At 36.8% G+C, this 22074-nt stretch carries 21 protein-coding genes and 1 riboswitch; of the genes, 15 read left to right on the forward strand and 6 right to left on the reverse strand.

From position 1 onward, the window contains the following. Positions 1-101 precede the first annotated feature (101 nt). The 4 genes from Q0E71_RS01595 to Q0E71_RS01610 form a co-directional block, all read right to left on the reverse strand. Positions 102-269 (reverse strand): type II toxin-antitoxin system Phd/YefM family antitoxin, encoded by a 168-nt coding sequence (locus tag Q0E71_RS01595; protein ID WP_294795305.1) that lies wholly within the window; start codon positions 267-269, stop codon positions 102-104. A 21-nt stretch (positions 270-290) separates the two neighbouring features. After that, positions 291-689, reverse strand: coding sequence for a type II toxin-antitoxin system HicB family antitoxin (locus tag Q0E71_RS01600; RefSeq protein ID WP_294795307.1), 399 nt, complete (start codon positions 687-689; stop codon positions 291-293). A 28-nt stretch (positions 690-717) separates the two neighbouring features. Further along, positions 718-909 carry a type II toxin-antitoxin system HicA family toxin gene (locus tag Q0E71_RS01605; protein ID WP_070600620.1) on the reverse strand — a complete coding sequence of 64 codons (192 nt, stop codon included), beginning with the start codon at positions 907-909 and terminating at the stop codon, positions 718-720. Between the two features lie 116 nt (positions 910-1025). Then, positions 1026-1757 carry an HAD family hydrolase gene (locus tag Q0E71_RS01610; protein WP_294795311.1) on the reverse strand — a complete coding sequence of 244 codons (732 nt, stop codon included), beginning with the start codon at positions 1755-1757 and terminating at the stop codon, positions 1026-1028. 91 nt (positions 1758-1848) lie between these two features. Here Q0E71_RS01610 and Q0E71_RS01615 point away from each other — a divergent pair, with 91 nt between their 5' ends. From Q0E71_RS01615 to Q0E71_RS01675, 13 genes are all read left to right on the forward strand, one after another. Continuing rightward, positions 1849-2754, forward strand: coding sequence for a radical SAM protein (locus Q0E71_RS01615; protein ID WP_294795315.1), 906 nt, complete (start codon positions 1849-1851; stop codon positions 2752-2754). 184 nt (positions 2755-2938) lie between these two features. Continuing rightward, positions 2939-3856, forward strand: a complete 918-nt coding sequence (locus Q0E71_RS01620; RefSeq protein ID WP_294795318.1) for an ABC transporter ATP-binding protein — start codon at positions 2939-2941, stop codon at positions 3854-3856. Further along, complete coding sequence (locus tag Q0E71_RS01625) at positions 3849-4646, forward strand: hypothetical protein (protein ID WP_294795321.1); 798 nt, start codon at positions 3849-3851, stop codon at positions 4644-4646. The genes Q0E71_RS01620 and Q0E71_RS01625 overlap by 8 nt, the downstream gene beginning before the upstream one ends. Further along, a complete protein-coding gene (locus tag Q0E71_RS01630) occupies positions 4646-5602 on the forward strand; it encodes a HAMP domain-containing sensor histidine kinase (protein WP_294795324.1) in 957 nt (318 codons plus the stop codon). Before Q0E71_RS01625 ends, Q0E71_RS01630 begins: the two co-directional genes overlap by 1 nt. A gap of 157 nt (positions 5603-5759) precedes the next feature. Next, entirely contained in the window at positions 5760-6722 is a 963-nt protein-coding gene (locus Q0E71_RS01635) for a DnaJ C-terminal domain-containing protein (RefSeq protein ID WP_294795326.1), read from the forward strand. A 23-nt stretch (positions 6723-6745) separates the two neighbouring features. Then, entirely contained in the window at positions 6746-9325 is a 2580-nt protein-coding gene (gene clpB / locus Q0E71_RS01640) for an ATP-dependent chaperone ClpB (RefSeq protein ID WP_294795330.1), read from the forward strand. A gap of 358 nt (positions 9326-9683) precedes the next feature. Beyond that, positions 9684-9902 (forward strand): type II toxin-antitoxin system RelB family antitoxin, encoded by a 219-nt coding sequence (relB, locus tag Q0E71_RS01645; protein ID WP_294795333.1) that lies wholly within the window; start codon positions 9684-9686, stop codon positions 9900-9902. Beyond that, positions 9902-10162, forward strand: coding sequence for a type II toxin-antitoxin system RelE/ParE family toxin (locus Q0E71_RS01650; protein WP_294795336.1), 261 nt, complete (start codon positions 9902-9904; stop codon positions 10160-10162). The genes relB and Q0E71_RS01650 overlap by 1 nt, the downstream gene beginning before the upstream one ends. A gap of 68 nt (positions 10163-10230) precedes the next feature. Next, positions 10231-10324: riboswitch (TPP riboswitch) on the forward strand. 26 nt (positions 10325-10350) lie between these two features. After that, the gene (gene thiT, locus Q0E71_RS01655) at positions 10351-10902 is read left to right on the forward strand and encodes an energy-coupled thiamine transporter ThiT (RefSeq protein WP_058259674.1); all 552 of its coding nucleotides are present in this window, start codon (positions 10351-10353) and stop codon (positions 10900-10902) included. 563 nt (positions 10903-11465) lie between these two features. After that, complete coding sequence (locus Q0E71_RS01660) at positions 11466-12125, forward strand: response regulator transcription factor (protein ID WP_294795406.1); 660 nt, start codon at positions 11466-11468, stop codon at positions 12123-12125. Then, positions 12118-13095, forward strand: coding sequence for a HAMP domain-containing sensor histidine kinase (locus Q0E71_RS01665; protein WP_294795341.1), 978 nt, complete (start codon positions 12118-12120; stop codon positions 13093-13095). The genes Q0E71_RS01660 and Q0E71_RS01665 overlap by 8 nt, the downstream gene beginning before the upstream one ends. A gap of 99 nt (positions 13096-13194) precedes the next feature. Then, positions 13195-13884, forward strand: coding sequence for an ABC transporter ATP-binding protein (locus tag Q0E71_RS01670; protein WP_007894576.1), 690 nt, complete (start codon positions 13195-13197; stop codon positions 13882-13884). Then, complete coding sequence (locus Q0E71_RS01675; RefSeq protein WP_294795347.1) at positions 13871-16366, forward strand: FtsX-like permease family protein; 2496 nt, start codon at positions 13871-13873, stop codon at positions 16364-16366. Before Q0E71_RS01670 ends, Q0E71_RS01675 begins: the two co-directional genes overlap by 14 nt. A gap of 771 nt (positions 16367-17137) precedes the next feature. On the opposite strand, the gene Q0E71_RS01680 is transcribed toward Q0E71_RS01675, so the two are convergent. Next, the gene (locus Q0E71_RS01680) at positions 17138-17299 is read right to left on the reverse strand and encodes a hypothetical protein (protein ID WP_249242651.1); all 162 of its coding nucleotides are present in this window, start codon (positions 17297-17299) and stop codon (positions 17138-17140) included. Between the two features lie 149 nt (positions 17300-17448). Beyond that, positions 17449-18819 (reverse strand): cation:dicarboxylate symporter family transporter, encoded by a 1371-nt coding sequence (locus Q0E71_RS01685; RefSeq protein ID WP_294795353.1) that lies wholly within the window; start codon positions 18817-18819, stop codon positions 17449-17451. Between the two features lie 222 nt (positions 18820-19041). On the opposite strand from Q0E71_RS01685, the gene Q0E71_RS01690 reads away from it, so the two are divergent. Both Q0E71_RS01690 and Q0E71_RS01695 read left to right on the forward strand, forming a co-directional pair. Next, complete coding sequence (locus Q0E71_RS01690) at positions 19042-20064, forward strand: PTS transporter subunit IIC (RefSeq protein WP_294795356.1); 1023 nt, start codon at positions 19042-19044, stop codon at positions 20062-20064. A gap of 452 nt (positions 20065-20516) precedes the next feature. Beyond that, positions 20517-21995 carry a C69 family dipeptidase gene (locus Q0E71_RS01695; protein WP_294795360.1) on the forward strand — a complete coding sequence of 493 codons (1479 nt, stop codon included), beginning with the start codon at positions 20517-20519 and terminating at the stop codon, positions 21993-21995. Positions 21996-22074 lie beyond the last annotated feature (79 nt).

The raw sequence follows: 22074 nt of genomic DNA on the forward strand, positions 1-22074 counted from the left end.
AAGTAAGTGAATTTGATTAAGTAAGTGAATTTGATTGAGTAAGTGAATTTGATTGAGTAAGTGAAAAGGCGAGGAAAACCCTCGCCTTTTGCTATTTGAATTTATTTTCTATTTACCTTATTAATAAGATTAGCATATTCTTCAAAGCTCATAACGACAATGTTTTTATTATCTTTTCTAGTAACAAAAACGTTCTCATAGTCTTCAGCTGCTTGGTCACAATACTTTTCAAGCTTCTTTTCAAATTCTGGATAATTTACAGCTATCATACAAGCACCTCATTTGTACTATTACTTAAGATTAAGCTCTCTTTTAAGCCCATCTTGCAAAATTTGTGAAAAATTCACATTTTCTTTCATGCCAAGATCATTAAGCCACTTTGGTATGCTCAAAGTCTTTTTTATAGATTTTTTATTAAGCCTTTCCTCAATACTTGCAATAGGCGCTTCAACTAAAAGTACAAACTCACCCTTCTTTAGATTAATATTTTTACTATCACTTGTCTTAGGAAGAGTAAGACCATTATCAAGCATAGTTAATAAAACTCCATTCAAAACTTCCTTTGTATTTACAAATAATTCTCCAAGACTATCTGCATCAGTGAAACAGGCATCAAAATCAGGAAAATCAGCATAATAAGTATTGTCCTCATATCTAACAACACATGGATAAGCATCTGTCTTTTTCATCTTAATACCTCCTATTATAGAGGTGGGGCTAAAATTTAAGCCCCGTAATCCTCTCAATACTTGTTAAAGTCCCAGAAGGAATATCCTTCTTATTGCATTTGACAGGGCATATACGGCCATCCTTATAATAAATCTCATGAGATCCTTCAGTATGGTCAAGACGCCATCCTGCCTTTCGCATTGCTTTAACAACTGTTCTGTAAGGCTTTGTGCGGGCCATAGTATGTCCTCCTCCTTACACTTATATTATACACGTATTGTTAGTACGTGTCAATACTTTTCTGTTAAAATGGCAAATATGCCGCAGCCATCGCTATAATCAAAGCTGGAAGCATATTAGTCCAGCACTTCATTTAAAACGTCTCTAAGCGCCTTGGCATCAGGGGCGTAGTTCACTACGTAATTTTTTGGCTTTGCTCCAAAGTAAATGGCCTTCATGCCGCTTGCAAGCGCGCCAAAAACGTCTGAGTCGATGTTGTTGCCTATCATTATGGACTCTTCTGGCCTAACACCCGCCATTTTCATAGCGCCGAAGAAAAACTTCGTATCAGGTTTACCATAACCAAAGTCGCCCGAAGCAAAGACGTGGTCTACAAGCGTGTCAAGACCAAGCGTTTGCGCCTTTCTGTGCTGAACCTCGCTGATGCCGTCAGTGATAACGCCAAGCTTGTGGCCGGCAGCCTTTAAGTCCTTGATAAGCTCTAGCATGCCGTCAATTGCTTCAGTATAGTCGAAGCGCCTCTTCAAAAAGGTCGCGAAAAATTCTTCTTGAGTAATGCCAGCCAAAATGTCCTTCACATCGCTATAAACCCCATTTTTGAATAGCTCCAGCCTTTCTTCTTCGTATGGCTCCTCCATAAGCATGTAATCCAAGGGGTCTATGCCAATGGTCTCGTTGTAGGCAAAGTCCATGTGCCTGATCATGCGCGAGCGAAGTGCAGTCCTTATGCGGCCTCTGAACTCGTCCGCGTCCATGGCTATGTGCAAATCCATTTGCGCGCGCTCAAAAATTAATAGATTTGTTTTTGCGGTTTCTAATATTGTGTCATCTAGATCAAAAAAAATCATTTATATTCCTCCATAATAATAATTATATTTACATCACCATAATTATAGCACATATTTATCAAATTGGGTAAGTATAATTAAGGAGATAATTATGGACAAATTTTACCCCATCTACATGTACACGCCGATGCCCGAGATGCACAACGTCATGGTGCCCGTGACGTCCGGCTGTTCCTACCAAAAGTGCCTCTACTGCGACCTGAATTTTAGGCAGAAATTTCACGTCTTTAAGCTCGCCGAAATCGAGGACTATTTGCGAAAGGAAAAAATTAAATACGACAAAATGAGACGCAGCCCCAAGAAATTTACACTACTTGAGGGTAATCCCTTATGCGTAAAAGCCTCTTTCCTTGAGAATGTTTTTGCCACGATACATAAATACTTCGAAGTCGAGTATATATCAATGTTTGCGCGTGCGACAGACGTCCTTCGTAAGACTGATGAGGAGCTACTTAGGCTCAAAGCCATGGGGCTAGATAGGCTGTGTTTGGGGCTTGAGAGCGGTTCGGACGAAGTTTTGAGCTTTCACAAAAAAGGCCATAGCGTTTCGGATAGCCTAAGAGCGTGCAAAAAGCTTGAAAGGCTCGGCATCAGCTACTCAGTCTACATCATGCTCGGACTTGGCGGCAAAGAGATGACCATGGAACACAGAAAAGGCACCGCAAAGCTATTAAACGAGATAAAGCCATTTGAAATAGTCTTCGTAACTACGGTTATATTCAAGCGTGCGCCGCTTAAGGACCTCGTTCGCGCGAAAGGATTTACAAGGCTCGCTATAAAAGACGTTTTGGACGAGGAAATATATATACTCCAAAATCTTGATAATAATACAGTAATTAAGGCGACCCACAAGACAAATCCACTGCCACTACTTGCGAAATTCCCTGAAGGAAAGGAAGAGATGCTAAGGAAATTGAAGGAATATAGGGACAATAATAGCGAGAAGGAACTGAGAAGAAACGAAATGAGGAAATGGACTGTGTGGGACAAAGAATAAAAAATAACTGTGTTTGATAACAGTTATTTTTTTATTATATATAGATATGTCTTCTATTTTTTCAGAAAGCATTCTCTTAAGAAATTTTTAAGGAATTCTTAAGAAAAACTTAAGGGATACTTAAGAAATAATTAAGATTTGTGTATTATAATAGACCCATAAAGATAACAAAGGAGTGAAAACTATGAATGAAATTTTAAAAGTAAATTCTGTAAGCAAGGTTTACGGCTCTTTCTACGCACTGAAGGATGTCAACATGAGCGTAAACGAAGGCGAGATCTATGGTCTTGTCGGCAAGAACGGCGCTGGTAAATCAACTTTACTGAAAATCATAACTGGCCTTAGCTACGCAACAAGTGGCTCAATCGAGCTTCTTGGCGATGCGGGCGCAAATATTAACATAGCGAGGAGAAGGACGGGCGCTCTAATCAACAGACCTTACTTCATTCCAACGCTTAGTGCAAGGGATAATCTTGAGTACATTGCCATCAACAGAGACATCAAGGACAGAAAGAAGAAGGTTAATGAAACTTTGGAGCTAATCGGTCTTGAAAATACTAAAAATAAAAAGGCGAAGAACTTCTCCTTGGGTATGCAACAAAGGCTTGCCATCGGTATCGCGCTTATCGATGACCCGGTCTTCCTTATCCTAGACGAACCTATCAATGGTCTTGACCCTATCGGCATCAAGGAGATCAGAGACCTTATCAAGCTTGTTAATCAAGAGAAGAAGACTACTGTCATGATCTCGAGCCACATCTTGAGCGAGCTTAACATGGTCGCTACTAAGTACGGCTTTATTGACAATGGTAGGCTGATCCAAGAAATAACTAAGGATGATCTTGATGAAAAGCTTAAATCGTCTACAAAGATTAAGGTTGATGACACTGCGAAGGCTACTATAGTTTTGGAAGAAGACATGAAGCTTCACAATTACAAGGTTTTAGCTGATAATGTCATTGCTATCTATGATAATGTTAATAGCAGCGCCATATTCAAGGCCTTCCAAGACGCAGGTGTTGAAATCATCGAGATAAATCAAGCTAAGGAAGAGTTTGAATCTTATTTCTTAAGCTTAGTAGGAGGTAGAAGAGATGTTTAATTTTATAAAAGCAGAATTATTTAGAATTAGTAAAAGAAAATACAACGTAGGCTTATACATCTTCGGTTTTGTGATGTGTGCTCTTGTTTTATACATTTTTCAAGGATTTAATCTTGGCGGCTTTGATGCAGATCGTGACCTTTCAACGATGTTCTTCACTATAGGTCAAATACTATCCTTAGCATCCATACTAATTCCTTTGATGGTGAATTTAACAGCGCTTGAACCATACGCATCGGGCGCCATTAACAACAACTTAGCCATTGGTCAATCAAGGATGAAGATCTATCTAGCAAACGCAATCATTTCCTTCCTATATATCTTAGTCTACATGATCATCATGTGCACTATACTTATAGGAGTCGGCGCAATTATTGCTCCATTTGCTACACCATCATTTGCAGACTTGATGAAGAACTTCCTTATAGGTTTTGCATATCTATTGCCATGCCTATGGTTTTATGTGTCCTTGGTTTTGTTCTTCCAAATACTTACAAGACACAGATCATCAGCCATTGCCATATCTTACGTTGCTATGACTATCTTCCAACCAGTACTTTTTATAATTTTAACTAAATTTGATTGGCCTCGCGAACTTATATTCTTAGCACCTTCTAGAATTACTCAATCACTAACTGGAATGATGGGTAGCTACGGTCTTGACTTTTTACAAAAATTTACTTATACAGATAAAATTATGAACGTTAACACCATGCTTTGCATCATGCTTGGCTGGATAGCTCTTGTTTGGGCTGGTATCTACTTTGTAGGTAGAAAAAGAGAGTTTTAATGAAGAGGGTATTTCCTGCAATCATACTAGCAGCGGCACTAATTTTTTTAGTAGCCGCTCTTGGCTTTGATTTAATGACTGTAATACTCATACTTTTAGCACTTGTGGTGTATCTTTTATATACTATTTACAGGTCAAGAAAAGAGCTTAAAGAGTTTCGCGAAAACCTTGAGGACAAGGAAGCAAGCGAGATTAAGGTCGCTTTGCAAAGCTATTCTTACACGGGTGAATTGAATGAGATCTGTAAGATAATCGAAAACATAATTGACTCGAAAAACACCATGGGCCAAAAGTACAACGAATCGATCGAGAACCAAAACCTGATGATTACGAATATTTCGCACGATTTTAGAACGCCACTTACGTCCATCATGGGCTACATCGATGTCTACGAGAGGACTAGGGACGAGAAGTATCTTGAGATTATCAAGAAGAAGGCCGAGGAGCTAAAGGGTCTCATCGACAGTTTTTATGATTTTTCAAGGCTTGTGTCGAAGTCCTACAAGATTGACAAGAGGGTCTTTAACCTCGATGACTTCATCAAGGAAGAGATAGTGAATTACTACGACTACTATATTGCTAAGGACAAGATGATTGATGTGAGCCTGGATAGAGTGAGGTGCTTCCAAGACGAGAAGAACCTTAAGATAGTTGTCGACAATTTGATTTCAAATATGATGAAGTACTCCGAAGGCGGCGACAAGATTGAGCTAAAGCTGAAAGATGGCTACTTCGAGCTGAAATTTTCTAATCTCGCTCAAATTGAAACGGATGACAAGATAGAGAGAGTTTTCGAAAGGAACTACACTATAGATAAGTCGAAGAATGATGCGTCGAGCGGATTGGGGCTGAATATAGTCGAAAACTTATGTGAATTGATGGGCCTAAGCGCATCGGTTGATTACAAAGATGATATTTTTGCAATTACAATCAAGGGCAAAGCTCTGAACAAATAAAAATAAATTCATAATAAATCCATTGAAGCGATTGATAAATATCATCGCTTCTTTTTTTGCAAATTTTTTACAATTTTTATGTGCAAAATAAAAAATATGTTTATATTTTCATTTACTGGGTATAAATAAGTCAGAGATAGTCAAAGGAAGTGATATTATGGAGTATAAAGATTATTATAAGATATTAGGTGTCGACAAAAAGGCCTCTGATGCTGAGATTAAGAAGGCTTTCAGGACGCTTGCCAAAAAGTATCACCCTGATTTGCATCAAGGTGACAAGGCGAACGAAGAAAAATTTAAGGAAATAAACGAGGCTTACGAAGTTTTGTCAGACAAAGAAAAAAGACAAAAGTATGACGCTTTCGGCTCTAATTACGATTTTAGAGGCGGACAAAACTTTAACCCAAACGATTTTGGTTTTAGCGGCTTTGGCGGCGCGGGTGGTAATGGTGGCACTTATTACAGATACGAAACAAATGGCTCTGGTGGCGACTTCTCTGACTTTTTCAATATGTTTTTCGGTGGCGACATGGGCGGCAACATGGGTGGCATGGGTAATGGCAGACAAAAACGCTCATCAGGCTTTAATATAAATGACTTATTTAGAGGCAAGGCAAAAAAAGAGAGACAAAGGTACAATACTGAGCTATATATCACGCTTGACGAAGCTTATCACGGCTCAAAAAGGTCAGTCTCTTTAAATATTGACGGCAAAAACATTAATATAAATTTAAATATACCAAAGGGTATTACAGCTGGCAAGTCCATAAAAGTGGCTGGCGAAAAATGGGGCGTAAGTGGCGACATCTATTTCAAAATTCAATTCTTGAAGGACAGCCGCTACGAACTTGACGGCCTAGACATCAAAACTAGCGTAGACATCTACCCTTGGGGCGCGTATTTCGGCTGCGAAAGAGTGGTCGAAGTCTTTGACAAGAAGATCAAGATTAAGGTGCCAAAGGGTTACGACAGTACTAAGCTTATGAGGATCAAGGGCAAGGGCTTTACTGATATGAAGGGCGCAACAGGCGATTTATATATCAGATTTAATATGATTAACCCAAAACTTGACGAGGAAAGCGAAAAATTATATAAAGAATTAGAAGAAAAATATAAATAAATATAATAATAGAAGGTGATATTATGAACATGGATAAATTAACGAAAAAAACAATTGAGGCGATAAATAATTCGAACGAGGCTGCGAGGTCCTTGGGCAATCCTGAGATAAGACCAGCGCACCTACTAAAGGCGCTACTTGAAGACAAGGAAGGCCTTATCAGAACTACAATTGAGGCGATGGGCGTAAATGTAGACGGCATGCTAATGGATGTCGAGGGGGTCATAAACAACTTCCCTAAGCAAAGCGGGGCAAACATCTACACATCAGCTGAATACAATAAAGTTTTGGAACTAGCTGAAAATGAGATGAAAAACTTTCAAGATGAGTATCTAAGTGTTGAACATCTATTCTTAGGCATAATGGAAGTCAAAAATGCTAACATCGATGCCATTTTCAAGAAATATAACATTACGAGAGCGGCTTTCCTAGATACTTTGAAGGGCTTTCGCGGCAATCAAAATGTAACTAGCGATAACCCTGAGATGCGTTATCAAGCGCTTGAAAAATACGGCAGAGACCTTGTGGAATACGCAAGGAAGGGCAATATGGACCCAATTATAGGCCGTGACGATGAAATCAGAAACGTTCTTATGATTCTTTCGAGAAGAACAAAGAATAATCCTTGCTTAATCGGTGACCCAGGCGTTGGTAAGACAGCAATAGTCGAAGGTCTAGCACAAAGGATAGTTAAGGGCGACGTGCCGGAAAATTTAAAAGACAAAACAATTTTTGAGCTTGACATGGGCGCTTTAATCGCTGGAGCTAAGTACAGAGGCGAGTTTGAAGAGAGATTAAAGGCAGTTTTAAAAGAAGTCGAAAAATCTGAAGGCAAGATAATTTTATTTATCGACGAAATTCACAACATCGTCGGAGCTGGCAGAACTGAAGGCTCTATGGATGCTGGAAACCTTCTAAAACCATTACTTGCAAGAGGCGTGCTAAGAACCATCGGTGCGACAACCATTGACGAATACAGAAAATATATTGAAAAAGATAAAGCACTTGAAAGAAGATTCCAAAAAGTTATGGTGACTGAACCATCTGTTGAAGACACCATCAGCATCTTGAGAGGTTTAAAGGAAAAGTACGAGGTTTATCACGGAATCAGAATTTCTGACCCCGCTGTTATAGCTGCCGCAGTACTTTCAGATAGATACATCACTGACAGATATTTGCCAGACAAGGCAATCGACCTAATGGATGAGGCCTCGGCGATGATTAGAACTGAGATTGACTCGATGCCAGAGGAGCTTGACTCGAAGAGAAGGCTAATTATGCAGCTTGAGATCGAGAGAGAGGCTCTTAAGAAAGAGGACGACGAGCGCAGCATGAAGAGACTTGAGGAGCTAAACAAGGATTTGCAAGCGCTTCAAGAGGGTTACGACATTAGTCTAAAGAAATGGCAAGAGGAAAAAGACAGGATAGAGGACGTTAAAGAGCTTAAGAAAAAGATAGATGAGACAAAATACGAGATAGAAAAGGCTCAAAGAGAATACAATTTGGAAAAACTTTCTGAGCTTAAATACGGTACCTTAGCGAAACTTGAGGCAGAACTTAAGGAAAAGAACGAAAATGTCAATGAAAAGCAAAAGTATCTAAAGCTTGAAGTTACTGAAAACGAGATCAGAGACGTTGTATCGAAATGGACTGGCATACCTGTTTCTAAGCTTGAAGAGAGCGAAAAGGAAAAATTGCTAAAACTTGACGAGATACTTCATCAAAGAGTAGTCGGTCAAGACGAGGCGATAGAAGCCGTATCGAACGCCATCATCAGAAACAGAGCAGGATTATCTGACCCGAACAGACCTATCGGCTCCTTTATATTCTTGGGACCAACTGGCGTAGGTAAGACAGAATTAACAAAGGCCTTGACACAAGATTTATTTGACGATGAAAAGAACATGATTAGAATTGATATGAGTGAGTACATGGAAAAATTCGCTGTATCTAGGCTAATAGGCGCACCTCCAGGATACGTCGGCTACGAAGAAGGCGGCGAACTTACTGAAAAAGTAAGAAGAAAACCATATTCGGTAGTATTATTTGACGAGATAGAAAAGGCTCATCCAGATGTATTCAACATACTATTACAAGTTTTGGACGATGGTAGATTAACTGACAATCAAGGCAGAACAGTCGATTTCAAGAACACCATCATCATCATGACAAGCAATATCGGTTCGCCAGACATACTTGAAGGCATTAGCGAAGACGGCAAGATTACAGACGAAACAAGAGAAAAGGTAAATGAAGAGATGAAGGCCGCATTCAGACCAGAATTTTTAAATAGAATCGACGAGATCGTTATGTTTAAGCCACTTATGAAGGCAGAAATTTTCGAAATCATAGAAAAAGAAGTTGACAAGATCAGAGTAAAACTTGAAGCAAGATCGATCACATTAAAGATGACAGACGCTTTGAAAGAGCACATACTTGAAGAGAGCTACTCATCAGCCTTTGGCGCAAGACCAGTTAAGAGATTCATTCAAAGAACAGTTGAGACAAAGCTTTCTAGAATGATTATAGCTGGAGAAATTGCTGATAGTGATGCGATCACTATGGACTACGACGGCAAAGAGCTTACAGTAAAGAAAAATTAATAGCATAAGAAAAAGAGCTTGTACATGGGGTACAGGCTCTTTTTTTTGAAGGAGATATTTCAAAATGAAAAAATATTTTCATCGTATTAACTTAGTTTTTCCTTTGAACTTTCTTAAGGCTCCTAAGTAGAAAATATAAGGCTGCTAGGCCAAGTATAAGTCCTAAGGCTTTCAAAATTAAATAATCACCCATATTGTAAACCTCCTTAAGCTCGTTAAGAATCACTTGAATGTGATAAATCGTTCAATTATTTATACCCATTTGCATGGAGATATAACAGTTTTATTAAATATTTATGCAAATATTGACAAAAATATGAAAATGTAATACAATGTAATAAATAAAGGAGGAAGAGCTATGACTATATCTGTTAGATTAAGTGAAAAAGATGCAAAACTATTCAAAACTTATGCTGATATCAATGGTATAAGCATGTCTGAACTCATCAGAAGCTCAGTTTTGGAGCGCATCGAGGACGAATACGATATCAAAATTTACGAAGAAGCGATGAAAGAATATTTATCAGATCCGAAGACTTATTCTATGGACGAAGTAGAGAAAGAGCTGGGACTTTGATGCGATATAAACTTTTATTTTCAAAGAGGGCGCTTAAGGAGCTTAAAAAGATGGATAAGGCTGTGAGCGCACTGATATTTGCATGGCTTAAGAAAAATATTGATGGAGCGGTGGACCCAAGAGCTTTTGGAAAGGCGCTTAAAGGTGACAAGAAAGAGATGTGGCACTACAGGATAGGCGATTACCGCGTTCTAGCGAATATTGAGGACGAGAACCTTACCATAATCGCGATTGAAATTGGCCACAGAAGAGATATTTAAAAATAAATCCATCCATTTCCTTGACAAAATAAAGTGGATGTGCTACAATCATCATTGTAATAATTAATATTTATCACTAGGGGAGCCATTGGCTGAGAGATTTATCGACCCTTACGACCTGATCTGGTTAGTACCAGCGTAGGCAAGTGCGATTAACTCCTAGTGATCATTCATTAGGGGGTTTTTTTATGAAAAAATTTGATACGAAAGTATTAACAGAAGCAGCAGTTATGATTGCCTTGTCAATAGTACTTGGCAGATTCAAGATCTTTGAAATGCCTCAAGGCGGCTCAATCACTCTTGGACAAATGATTCCTTTATTATTCTTCGCAATAAGACATGGCGCCGGACTTGGAATGATAGTTGGAGCTGTTTACGGCGTTTTAGACATGCTACTAGGCGGCTACATCTACACACCTATCCAAGCTATTCTTGACTATCCACTAGCATTTGCGCTACTTGGACTTGCAGGATGCTTCACTAGACAAATAGTTAAGGAAGGAAAATCATTCTACGTACCAATCGCAGTTATAGTCGCAGTTCTAGGCAGATTCATCTGCCACGTATTATCAGGCTACATCTTCTTCGCAGAATATGCAGAAGGATCAGGCCACGGCCCACTTATGTACTCAGTTATTTATAATGGTACTTTCTTGGGAGTTGAAGCGGTTATTGCTTTTGTAATTATTTTGATTTTATCGAAGAATGTTCTTCTTTATGGACTAGACAAGAGCAGATAGGCTTTATTGAATTAAAATAATTTTTATTCGCAAAATCTGGTTTTATTGTATAAGAACTAAGATCTATTCGCAAAAATTAAAATTATATATCTTTTGCATTGGCTACTATGGGTTTATATCTATAGTAGCTTTCTTTTTTGATTTTGATTTTGTGTTTAAGAAGAACCTCGTCCATACGGACGAGAACCTTGGTGCTTTGCACTCGCGCCCGTAGAAGCTTTTTGAGTTCTTAAGACAATTCTTATAATTCAAACTTGTAAAGAGAAATCTCCCTCTACTAGTCCTAAGACAAATTTGTATGTCTTGAGTAAGTAAATATTAATAAGCTTAGTTTATCCTTCACTAGTCCTAGGACAAAAATCGTGCTTTTGATTAGAAAAAGACGGAAATATATCCGTCTTTAGAAATTTATAAGGATTAAATTGTAAAATGTGATATAATGATATATAGAATGATTACAAATACAATATCAGATACAACGGCTTAGTTTTATTAGATGAGAAGTTAGTGTGGAATTTGTAGGTATTTTAAATGTGATATATCGGATATATTGGAGTATAGAATTGAAAATACTAATGATTGAAGATGACAGCACAATTGCTTTTGCTGTTAAAACTTACTTAAACAAACATAATATTGAAACTATTATTTATAACAAGCTTTCTCTGACAGAAAATCTTAATTTTAATGATTTTGATTTAATTCTTCTGGATGTCAATCTCCCAGATGGGTCAGGATTTAATTTTTTAAAGTGGCTGAGAGAATTTTCTGACCTTCCTGTGATAATGATTACTGTAAAAGACGAAGACGAGTATGTAATAAAAGGTCTTTCTCAAGGAGCAGATGATTATATTACAAAACCTTTTTCTCTTCCTGTCCTAAAAGCAAGAATAGACAATGTTTTTAGTAGAAAAATAAAAAAGGTTAACGAACTGACTTTTGAAAATTTATCTTTAGATCTCATTTCAAAACAAGCTTCGATAGATGGAAAAGATTTAGACCTTAACTTAAAAGAGTTTGCTATATTGGAAATGCTTTTAGAAAACCAAAATATAAATCTACTAAGAGAGCGAATTTTAGATTATGTTTGGGGTTATGATTTTTATGAAGTAAATGACAATACACTAACTGTCACCATAAAAAGACTTAGATCTAAACTTGGAGATTACGGTAACCATATAAAAACTCTTAGAGGGATAGGATATAGGTGGGACAATGAATAAAAACAAAAATATTTTACTTGTCTTAATTTTAAATTTGATAATGTCTTTGCTTGTAATTTACCTCAATCCAAGATTTGATATTCTAACTCTTATAGGTTTTTTACTTATAAATATAATTCTGTCTGTAGTTATTTCAAAAATTGAAAAGAAAAAAGAAAAAGTTCTTGAGGATAAGATTAATAATATATTTAACCTACTCCATTCACTTGATCTAGATTCAGACAATTACGAAATTATAGACGATGAATTTGGAAAACTCAGAGATGAGATTATTAAAATCATTATAGAGAACAAGAGAATAGCTGAAAATGCAGAGAAAAATAAGGAAACTTTAAGAGAATATACTGAAGACATTGCTCATCAAATAAAAACTCCGTTGACTGGATCACTATTATTGTTAGACCTATTAGAAGACGAAGATGACAATGTTTCAGAAGAATATATAGAAAGACTTAGAGATAATTTACTTAGACTCCATAACTTATCTGACATTTTATTAAAATTGGCAGCCCTTGATTCAGGCACAATAGAAATGGCAAAAGACAGAATATCTGCTGGGGAATTAATTGAAGATATTATACAAAATTTTAAAGATTATTTTATTAATGATAATATTGAAATTCCTCTTTATGGAGATGATTTTGATCTTATATGCGATAAGAAATGGACCTATGAAGCAGCATTTAATGTGATGAAAAATGGTCTAGAAGCAACAAAAGATAGACATATAGAAATTCACTTAAAAGAAACGAACTTATATAAGAGCATATTAGTAGAAGATTTCTCAGATGGCTTAGATCGACAAATGTTAGAAAAAGTTTTTAGGCGTTTTTATAAGCTGGATCCAAATTCAAAAGGTTATGGGATTGGGCTTCCTATGGCAAAATCTGTTATGGAAAGACAAAATGGAGAGCTTTTATATCATAAGGGGAAGAAATCAAATTCCTTTGAAATGAGATTTTATAACTGATTTAATTATGGCTGTGTAAATAAAGCACAGTCTTTTTTTCTAGTCACTTTCCAGTCACTTAAGTCTAATATAATCTAAGAAAGATAAGGAGGATTAAATATGAATATTGTAAAAACAGTAGATTTAACAAAAACTTACAATAGTGGAGTAGAAGTACACGCTCTATCAAATGTGAATTTTGAACTAGAAAAAGGAGATCTTGTCGCCATTATTGGAGATAGCGGGTCAGGAAAGTCTACCTTGCTTCATCTATTAGCAGGAGTTGATAAACCAACAAGTGGTGATATATTTATTCAAGATAAAAATATTACCAAGTTTAACAAAGATGAAATGACAGTATTCCGCAGAAGGAATATAGGCGTAGTATATCAATTTTTTAATTTGATTCCAAACATCAACGTTCGAAAAAATATTTTACTTCCTCTTTTGTTAGACAATAAAAAGGCAGATGAAGAATATTTAAAGGAAATTTTATCTATACTAGGAATAGAAGGAAAGCTTGATAGGTATCCAAAGCAATTATCCGGTGGAGAGCAACAAAGGGTGGCTATTGCTAGAAGCCTTATTACAAGACCTGCCATTATCCTAGCAGATGAGCCAACAGGAAATCTTGATAGAAAAAACTCTGAAGAGATTACAGGACTTTTCAGACTTGTAAATAAGAGACTAAATTCTACAATTATGATCATAACTCATGATGAAAAGGTAGCAAATTCTTGTGACAAGGTCTATAGAATGGTAGACGGTAGGTTAAATTTCTTAGGAGATGAAACTTATGAAAATTATTAACGATCTTGCCAGTGGAGCTGTTAAAAATAATAAAAAAGACACCCTAGCCATTAAAATTTCCATACTTTTGGCAGTAATTTTACTAGGAACTGTTATTTTTATTTTCGACTCAATAAACACTGAACAGTATGAATATGTAAAGAAAACTATTGGAGATTATCATGTAGATATAGCTGAAATTGACGAAAGTTTTTATGATAAATTAAAAAACGATACAGATATAGAAAAAGTTTCTTTCAATAAAATTATTAATACAGACTTAAATGCGGTTATATATGAAAATGGAGATTATGAAAGTCTTCTCGGCTATGAAATTAAAAATGGCAGAAAACCAGAAAATCCAAATGAACTTTTAGTACCAGAGAGATTTCTAATAAAAAATAAGGAGTACGATTTAGGTTCTGAGATTATTGAAAATAAAAAGACATATACCATAGTTGGTGTTTACGATGATTATGGATATTCTTTTGAAGATACTATGCTTATAGGTTTAGTAGATAGTAATAAAAAGGATTATTTATTCGAAAACAATGTCGGAATAGAAGCATGGATTTGGTATAAAAGCATAAGGGATACCTACACAAAGACTCGAAAAATTTTATCTGAAATGAATATTGATGAGAAACAAGCCTTAGATATTGGAAGAGTATTTTACAACAAATATATTTTAGAGCACAGTATGGTTTATCCTAAAGGAATTATTCCACCTAAAAGTGTTGTAAATTTAGCTATAGAAAAATATGGGATAGCTTTTTTTCTCACTATACTTTTTGCCTTTATTATCTACGGTGCTTTTAATGTATGGAATACTAGAGATTTAAAAGAAATTGCTCTATTAAAAAGCACTGGGATGACAGATAAGCAGGTCAAAAAAATGATTCGAAAGAAAGCTTTTAAACTTTCAACCATACCAATAGCCTTGGGAACAATTCTATCTTTGGTATTTGCAAATCTGCTCTTATATTTGTTGTGGTTTAACAATTCTATCTCTTATAAAAAAATATCAAATATTTTAGGAGAAAGTCTAAAATCTCCAGGCTTTAATTTAGTAATACCAAGTATTGGGTCTATTTTAATAATTATTTTGTTATCCTTAATTATGGTTTATTTTTCTGCACTGCTTCCTGCAAAGAAAAGTGCAAAAATAAAAATAATAGAAGGCTTAAATGGGATTACAGAAAAAAACATTAAATTGGGTAAGTCAAAAATAAATGGACCTATAGAAAAGACATTAGCAAAAGATTATTACAGGTCTTATCGTTCAACCTATCGAATTATTGTAATTTCAATGGCTCTTTCTGCATTTGTACTGACCACAGTCTTAGTTAGCCAGTCATATAGAGCTTTGAATGAAAAATATAACTCTTATAAGAGTCCTTACAATTTTAATTCAAGTATTTACACTGATAAGAATTTAGATGAAAACTTATTAGCTGATTTAGAAAAAGTTGACGGAATAAAAGAGCTTCACCTATATCAAAGAAATGACACTAAGTTTTACCTTGACGAGAATAAAGATTTTATTTCTAAAGACTTAAAAGATTCTTTAGCTAGTGGCAAAATAGAAAATGATAGACTATATGCTAGTATATATGCTTTAACAGATGAAGATTTTGAAGAGCTTTTAAAAGAAAATAACATCTCTGATGCATCTTATTTATTGCTTAATAAGATAAGAAAAGATAACAAAACTCCGTATGCCTTTAGTGAGTATATAAAAATTTCTGATAAGGGATTTGGAGATATTACTTTAAAATATAATGCAGATGGTAAGTCCATGCCTATAAAAATAGATTCAAGTATCGATGAACTGCCTTATAATCTAGAAGCTTATAATGACAACGAAATACCTATTTTTACTAGCACAAGTAGTATGAAAAAATTTATTGATGAATATGGAATAGATGAAGGCAACCCAGTCTATTATTACTTTGTAAAAATCAAAGCTGATAAAAATAAAGAAAAAGTATTTGAAGATGCCGAAAAAGTAATTTCGACCTATGTTCCAAAATCGGATCATGGCACTTCTACAGAAATTATTAGATCAGCCATGGATAAAGAACAAACGAGAAATGAAAAACTATTAAATCTTGGCATTCAAATCATTCTTATAACAATTGCTCTTTCCAATGCCTATAATAGCTTTAAGGGAAACCTTAGAGCGAGAGCCAATGATTTTAAACTCCTATCCACTACAGGTATGACAGAAAAACAAATGGAAAAGATGGTCTTCGGAGAGGGGAAGATATTGTTTAAAAATATTTTCTTAGCCTATATCTTTATGTTCATTATTGGAATTGCATTGAGAGCCTATAGAAGTAACTATGAACTAGGATTTGCGATAAAAGGTCTGATAACAAATATGAACTATATCCCTCTAGTAGTAGTATTTGTATTTATGATTGCAGGAGTTTTATTTGCAATAAAAAGTGGTTTTAAAACAATAAACGAAAACTCAGAAAATACTTTCAAGAGTATATAAGAAAAAGGCTGTGAGCATTAAAACTCATAGCCTTTCATCTTGCCACCTAAAGACTTTCTAAATCAATTTTTTTAAAATCCCTAATTCAATGCGCCCTTAAGCTTGTTAATTTCACACACCAAGAGAACGAGTGAAACGAAGTTCGATTGGCTATGTGTGATTTATTACAGAGTTTACAAAGAGACGGAGCTTTAGTGAACGTCGATTTGATTAAACTTACGGATCGTTTCTTGGCAATGCTCAGGTATGACATATACATTTAAGTCCATGCACCAAGAGAGCGAGCAAAGCGATGTTCGATTGGCAATACATGTCTTATGCCAGAGTTTACAAAGGTATGGAGCGAAGCGAACATAGCTTTGAATAAACTTACGGCCAAGCTTGCCTCGAAACTCCACTTCGCACAATCATCTAGATTGCTCTGAAAAATCTGGTTTTATTGGATAATAGATAAGATCTTATTCGTATGAATTTAAAATTATATATCTTTTGCATTGGCTATTGTAAGTTTTGCTTGCAGTAGCCTTTTCTTTTTGCTGTATTAATCGAAAAGTGATTTTACAAGTTTGGTCATTTAAATAAACTAAATATATTCTTTAATTTGCAGAGAAAGCAAGATGATTTGCCGAAGTTGAGAATTTTTCTGAACGAGTTGAACTTAGCGTTCATCGCAGTGAAGAAAAAATTTGAAACGAGTCAAAGGGCTTGCTTTAATGCAAATTAATAAAAAAACAGGTGCTAAATATATTTCTCAAGCACCTGCCACATCTCTTATTTAATTACACCTTCAACAAGATATAATTTTTTAAACAATATTTTCTTGAATTTCAAAGTTAATGTGTCGTCCATTGCTCTAACAGCAACGAAGACGTAAACCTTGAATCCATCCACTTCATAAAGATCGTAATCATCTTTATTACTAGGTTCTTCCAATTTCACGATTGGTGTTACTTCACCTGCGCCTCATTCGGAGCAGCCCAGTAAATCAATCGTTACAGTGCTTTTTCCTTCGCCCTTAAGAGCGGATTTAAAGCCATCTTCAAGAATAATCTTCATAATTGTAACCTCCTTTTAAAAAGAGTTTATTCCACAATTTCCTTTCTGTTGTAAATTTCTTCGTTTAGTACACCAGTTCTCTTCGCAGCTATGACCCCAGCAAGTAGTGAGTCAGAGATGTTTAGAGCAGTTCTACCCATGTCGATGATTGGCTCAACTGAAATTAGTAGACCAACTAGGCCAACAGGGAAGTCTAAAGCGCTTAGAACAACTATCGCTGTGAAAGTCGCTCCACCACCAACGCCTACAGTACCGAAACTTGCTAGTACACATAGAAGTGCAACCCTTACTAAGAAACCTATTGACAATGGATTTATACCCATAGTTGGCGCAATCATAACAGCAACCATCGCAGGGAAAACTCCGGCACAACCGTTTTGGCCCACGCTTGTACCAAGTGTCGAAGCAAGGTTTGCTATGCCCTCAGGCACACCTAGGTTATTTTCTGCATTGTTTATGGTAATAGGTAATGTGGCTGCAGATGATCTTGATGTGAAAGCAAATAATAGGTTACTCATAGATTTTTTATAGAATGTCAATGGATTTAGTCCAGCTGTTAATAGATATAGCATGTGAACTATAACCATGATGATCATTGCTGCGTAGCTGATTAGTATGAAGTTTACAAGCTTTAATATAGCCTCCCAATCAGATGTTGCAGTGATCTTTGTCATTAGAGCTAAAACGCCATATGGAGTTAGTCTGATGATGATTCTTACAAGGTGCATGATGACATCGGAAATGTCTTGAATGCCTTGAATGAACCTATCTGCCACGTCCTTCTTATAGTTTTTAAGCTGCATAGCCGCAAGACCTATCATAAATGCGAAGAATACAACAGCAAGTGTCGCGTTATTGCCTTGTCCAGTTAGTGCGTAGAATGGATTTGATGGTATGATATTTACGATTTGCTCTTGCATAGGAAGCTTGCTGAAGCTTTCTTGCTTTTCCATTAGCACTTCTTGTCTGTGCATTTCATTTTCTCCTGAGTTTAGGCCCTCAGCGTTTAGTCCGAAGACTGCTGACAATGTGCCAGATACCATAGCCGCGATAAATACAGTGATTAAGAAGACAGCCATAATCCTAGCTGTACTCTTGCCCATGCCGCTTTCTTGCATAGCAACTGATTTAACGATGCTGATGAAGATTAGCGGGAAAGCCACCATTGTTAATAGTTTTACATAGGCGCTGCCGACTATGGAGATCCAGGATACTGATGTTCCAAGGATTTCCTTGTCTTTAACGATAATTTGTAATAATGCACCAAAGATGATGCCGACTGCTAAAGCGATCAAAACTCTTGCGTTGAAGCTTAAGTTAAGTTTCTTTAGGTAGCCGATGCCCCATAGCATTGCCGCAAATATTGCAATGATTAATAATATGAATAATAGAGTCATTTCTTATCCCTCCTTGCCTGAAGCATATCACTTTTGGACTTAAAAGTCAAGAAGCGAGATCACATTTCAATGGATTTATGTTTATGGTCTTGCCACGATAAGCATAAATTTAACAAAGATAAAATTATTAATTTATAAGTTTTTAAAATTGTGAAAAAAACTAGAAAAAACTCTTCACATAAAAAATATTGGTGCTATAATATTCGAAAGGAGATTGATGAAATGAAAATAAAAGAATTTTTACACAAGAAAAACGTACTCGTGTCCTACAAGGTCTACCTAATTGACGTCTTAGGCAACATGGCGATGGGCCTCTTTGCCTCGCTACTGATCGGTACTATACTAAACACAATCGGCACTCACACTGGACTAAAATTTTTATCTGAGGAGCTTTGGCCGCTTTGTAAAATGATGACTGGCCCAGCCATTGCCGCGGCGATAGGGGTCGCACTAAAGGCGCCAAACTTAGTTATGCTCTCATCGCTCGCAGTTGGTTACATAGGCAATGAACTTGGCGGACCCGTTGGCTGCCTTATCGCATCGGTCGTTGCGATTGAACTCGGCAAACTTATTTCGAAAGGAACCATGATAGACATCATCGCAACGCCACTAACTGTAATACTTTCGGGCTTTGCCATTGCAAAATTCGTTGGCCCGTCCATAAACATGATGATGGTGGGGCTAGGCGAGGTAATCATTGAAGCGACTAAGCTAAGACCATTCTTCATGGGTATGGTGGTCTCTTTGATAGTCGGCATGGTTTTGACTCTGCCGATATCGTCGGCGGCTCTTTGCATGATGCTTGGGCTAAGTGACCTTGCTGCAGGCGCTGCGACTGCTGGCTGCTGCGCACAAATGGTGGGTTTCGCGGTTATCAGCTACAAGGTGAATAAGGTCGACGGTCTACTTGCTCAAGGACTCGGCACTAGCATGCTACAAATACCAAACATAGTAAAAAACTGGAAGATATGGCTTGCGCCAAGCTTAGCGAGCATGATTACTGGACCAATCGCGACATGTGTATTTCAATTAAAAAACACTCCGCTCGGCGCTGGTATGGGTACGAGTGGTCTTGTGGGCATACTTGAGACATTTAATGCTATGAGCGATGCTAATTTTTCTACGACTATGGTGGCCGTGCTATTGACATATATTATTTTACCAGCAGTTCTATCGCTACTATTCCATAATTTATTTAAAAAAATGAATTGGGTAAGTGATGACGATCTATTACTTTCGCGTTAAATGAAGAACCTCACCCATTATCAAAGCTAAAGCTTTGGATGGGTACCCGAGAACCTTGGTGCTTCGCACTGTGCGCCTGGAACTCGTTACGGTCTCGACACTCTCTCAACGTACGTCTATGTACGAATCGGTCGGTCGCTCGTTATGCTGCGCCTTATCCATCAAATTTCTCCGCAAAATTAAGGCATAGTGAATAAATAAATTTAAATGAAATACTATATATATTATTCAATCGAATTTTTCAAAGGCTATACAAAATAAAATGTATAGTCTTTTATAATTTTGGGTAAAAATAATTGTAATAATTAAAATAATATTTCGTAGAAAAAACTTGATGATTGGGCGATGTGGACTGACGAGGCAAGCGGAGCGTACTAATGGTACTCGAGCATTGCCGAGGAAGGAACGAGCTCAAGGGCAAGTTTTTACACGAAAGATGAGGAGGTTTTATAATGGCATGTACAACAATTCTAATAGGAAAAAATGCGAGCTACGACGGCTCAACTATAGTCGCAAGAAATGAAGACTCACCATCAGGTGAATTTTGCGCAAAAAGATTTGCAGTGATGAAGGCAAAAGATCAACCACGCAAATACAAAGCAGTTATTTCAAAGGTCGAAATCGATTTACCAGACGATCCGATGGACTACACTTACTCACCAAGCTCTGACACAAAGGACGGCATTTGGGGCGCTTACGGCGTTAACGCCAAAAACGTTACTATGAACGCGACTGAAACACTTACTACAAACGAATTGGTTATGGGCGCTGATCCATTGGTCGAGTACCATAAAGATGAGGACGGAACTGAGCATTTTGGCGGCATAGGCGAAGAAGACCTAGTTACCATCACACTTCCATACATCAAAAGCGCTAAGGACGGCGTAAGAAGATTGGGCGCACTACTTGAAAAATACGGCACTTACGAGATGAATGGTATTGCCTTCCAAGACGAAAATGAAATTTGGTGGCTTGAGACAATTGGCGGCCACAACTGGATGGCTAGAAGGGTTCCGGACGATGCTTATGTAATTATGCCGAACCAACTAGGCATTGATGAATTCGATTTTGACGACGCTTATGGCGATGAAAATGAATATATGTGTTCAAAATCATTAAAGGATTTAGTTAAAAAAGCGCATCTAGACAAGAGAATGAGTGAAGAAGAAGTATTTAACCCAAGAGACGCATTTGGTTCACACGACGATTCAGACCACACATACAATACACCAAGAGCTTGGGTATTGCTACGCTATTTCAATCCAAAAACATTCTTCTGGGATGGCTACGACGCAGACTTCAGGCCAACTGACGACAATTTACCATGGGCTTTAGTACCAGAAAAGAAAATTACTATAGAAGAAGTCAAATGGGCGTTATCCAACCATTATCAAGGTACGCCATATGACCCATATGCAAAGCATAAAGACGAGATGAAGGCCGGCATATTCAGACCAATCGGTATAAATAGAAACAACGTTTTGGGCTTAACACAAGTTAGAGGCTACATGCCAGACGATTTGAAGGCACTTCACTGGTTAGCGCTTGGCTCTAACGTCTTTAACGCGATAGTACCGTTCTACACAAGAGTTTCCAAGACACCAGATTACGTCGGAAAGGCAGTAATTAAGCCAACAACAGACAATTTTTACTGGATAAACAGGATTATAGGCGCGCTTGCCGACGCACACTTCGCCGAAAACGCTTCAAACGTTGAACGTTACCAAGCTAGAATCAATAATAAGATGAATGAATATATCAATAGATTTGACGAAGAATACGCAAAGGCAAAGGATAAAGAAGCCTTCTTCGAAAAGGCAAACCAAGAAATATCAGACTTTGTAGAGAAAGAAACATTGGATTATTTGGATAAAGTTTTATTCACTTCTTCTTGTCTAATGAAGAATGGATTTTCGAGAAGTGATGCTTAAATTTTGCTAACAGAAATAATATATAAGTCAAAAACTATTGACAAATGATATCATATGTAGTACCATATACTTGGGAGGT

The organism is uncultured Fenollaria sp., assembly GCF_934202865.1.
GTDB lineage: Bacteria > Bacillota > Clostridia > Tissierellales > Peptoniphilaceae > Fenollaria.

Coding starts and splice junctions, on each gene's coding strand:
- Q0E71_RS01600 (WP_294795307.1), bottom strand. CDS start 689: ATGAAAAAGACAGATGCTTATCCATGTGTTGTTAGATATGAGGACAAT.
- Q0E71_RS01620 (WP_294795318.1), top strand. CDS start 2,939: ATGAATGAAATTTTAAAAGTAAATTCTGTAAGCAAGGTTTACGGCTCT.
- Q0E71_RS01635 (WP_294795326.1), top strand. CDS start 5,760: ATGGAGTATAAAGATTATTATAAGATATTAGGTGTCGACAAAAAGGCC.
- Q0E71_RS01595 (WP_294795305.1), bottom strand. CDS start 269: ATGATAGCTGTAAATTATCCAGAATTTGAAAAGAAGCTTGAAAAGTAT.
- Q0E71_RS01650 (WP_294795336.1), top strand. CDS start 9,902: ATGCGATATAAACTTTTATTTTCAAAGAGGGCGCTTAAGGAGCTTAAA.
- relB (WP_294795333.1), top strand. CDS start 9,684: ATGACTATATCTGTTAGATTAAGTGAAAAAGATGCAAAACTATTCAAA.
- Q0E71_RS01690 (WP_294795356.1), top strand. CDS start 19,042: ATGAAAATAAAAGAATTTTTACACAAGAAAAACGTACTCGTGTCCTAC.
- Q0E71_RS01630 (WP_294795324.1), top strand. CDS start 4,646: ATGAAGAGGGTATTTCCTGCAATCATACTAGCAGCGGCACTAATTTTT.
- Q0E71_RS01675 (WP_294795347.1), top strand. CDS start 13,871: ATGAAAATTATTAACGATCTTGCCAGTGGAGCTGTTAAAAATAATAAA.
- Q0E71_RS01670 (WP_007894576.1), top strand. CDS start 13,195: ATGAATATTGTAAAAACAGTAGATTTAACAAAAACTTACAATAGTGGA.
- clpB (WP_294795330.1), top strand. CDS start 6,746: ATGAACATGGATAAATTAACGAAAAAAACAATTGAGGCGATAAATAAT.
- Q0E71_RS01625 (WP_294795321.1), top strand. CDS start 3,849: ATGTTTAATTTTATAAAAGCAGAATTATTTAGAATTAGTAAAAGAAAA.
- Q0E71_RS01610 (WP_294795311.1), bottom strand. CDS start 1,757: ATGATTTTTTTTGATCTAGATGACACAATATTAGAAACCGCAAAAACA.
- Q0E71_RS01605 (WP_070600620.1), bottom strand. CDS start 909: ATGGCCCGCACAAAGCCTTACAGAACAGTTGTTAAAGCAATGCGAAAG.
- thiT (WP_058259674.1), top strand. CDS start 10,351: ATGAAAAAATTTGATACGAAAGTATTAACAGAAGCAGCAGTTATGATT.
- Q0E71_RS01685 (WP_294795353.1), bottom strand. CDS start 18,819: ATGACTCTATTATTCATATTATTAATCATTGCAATATTTGCGGCAATG.
- Q0E71_RS01695 (WP_294795360.1), top strand. CDS start 20,517: ATGGCATGTACAACAATTCTAATAGGAAAAAATGCGAGCTACGACGGC.
- Q0E71_RS01665 (WP_294795341.1), top strand. CDS start 12,118: ATGAATAAAAACAAAAATATTTTACTTGTCTTAATTTTAAATTTGATA.
- Q0E71_RS01615 (WP_294795315.1), top strand. CDS start 1,849: ATGGACAAATTTTACCCCATCTACATGTACACGCCGATGCCCGAGATG.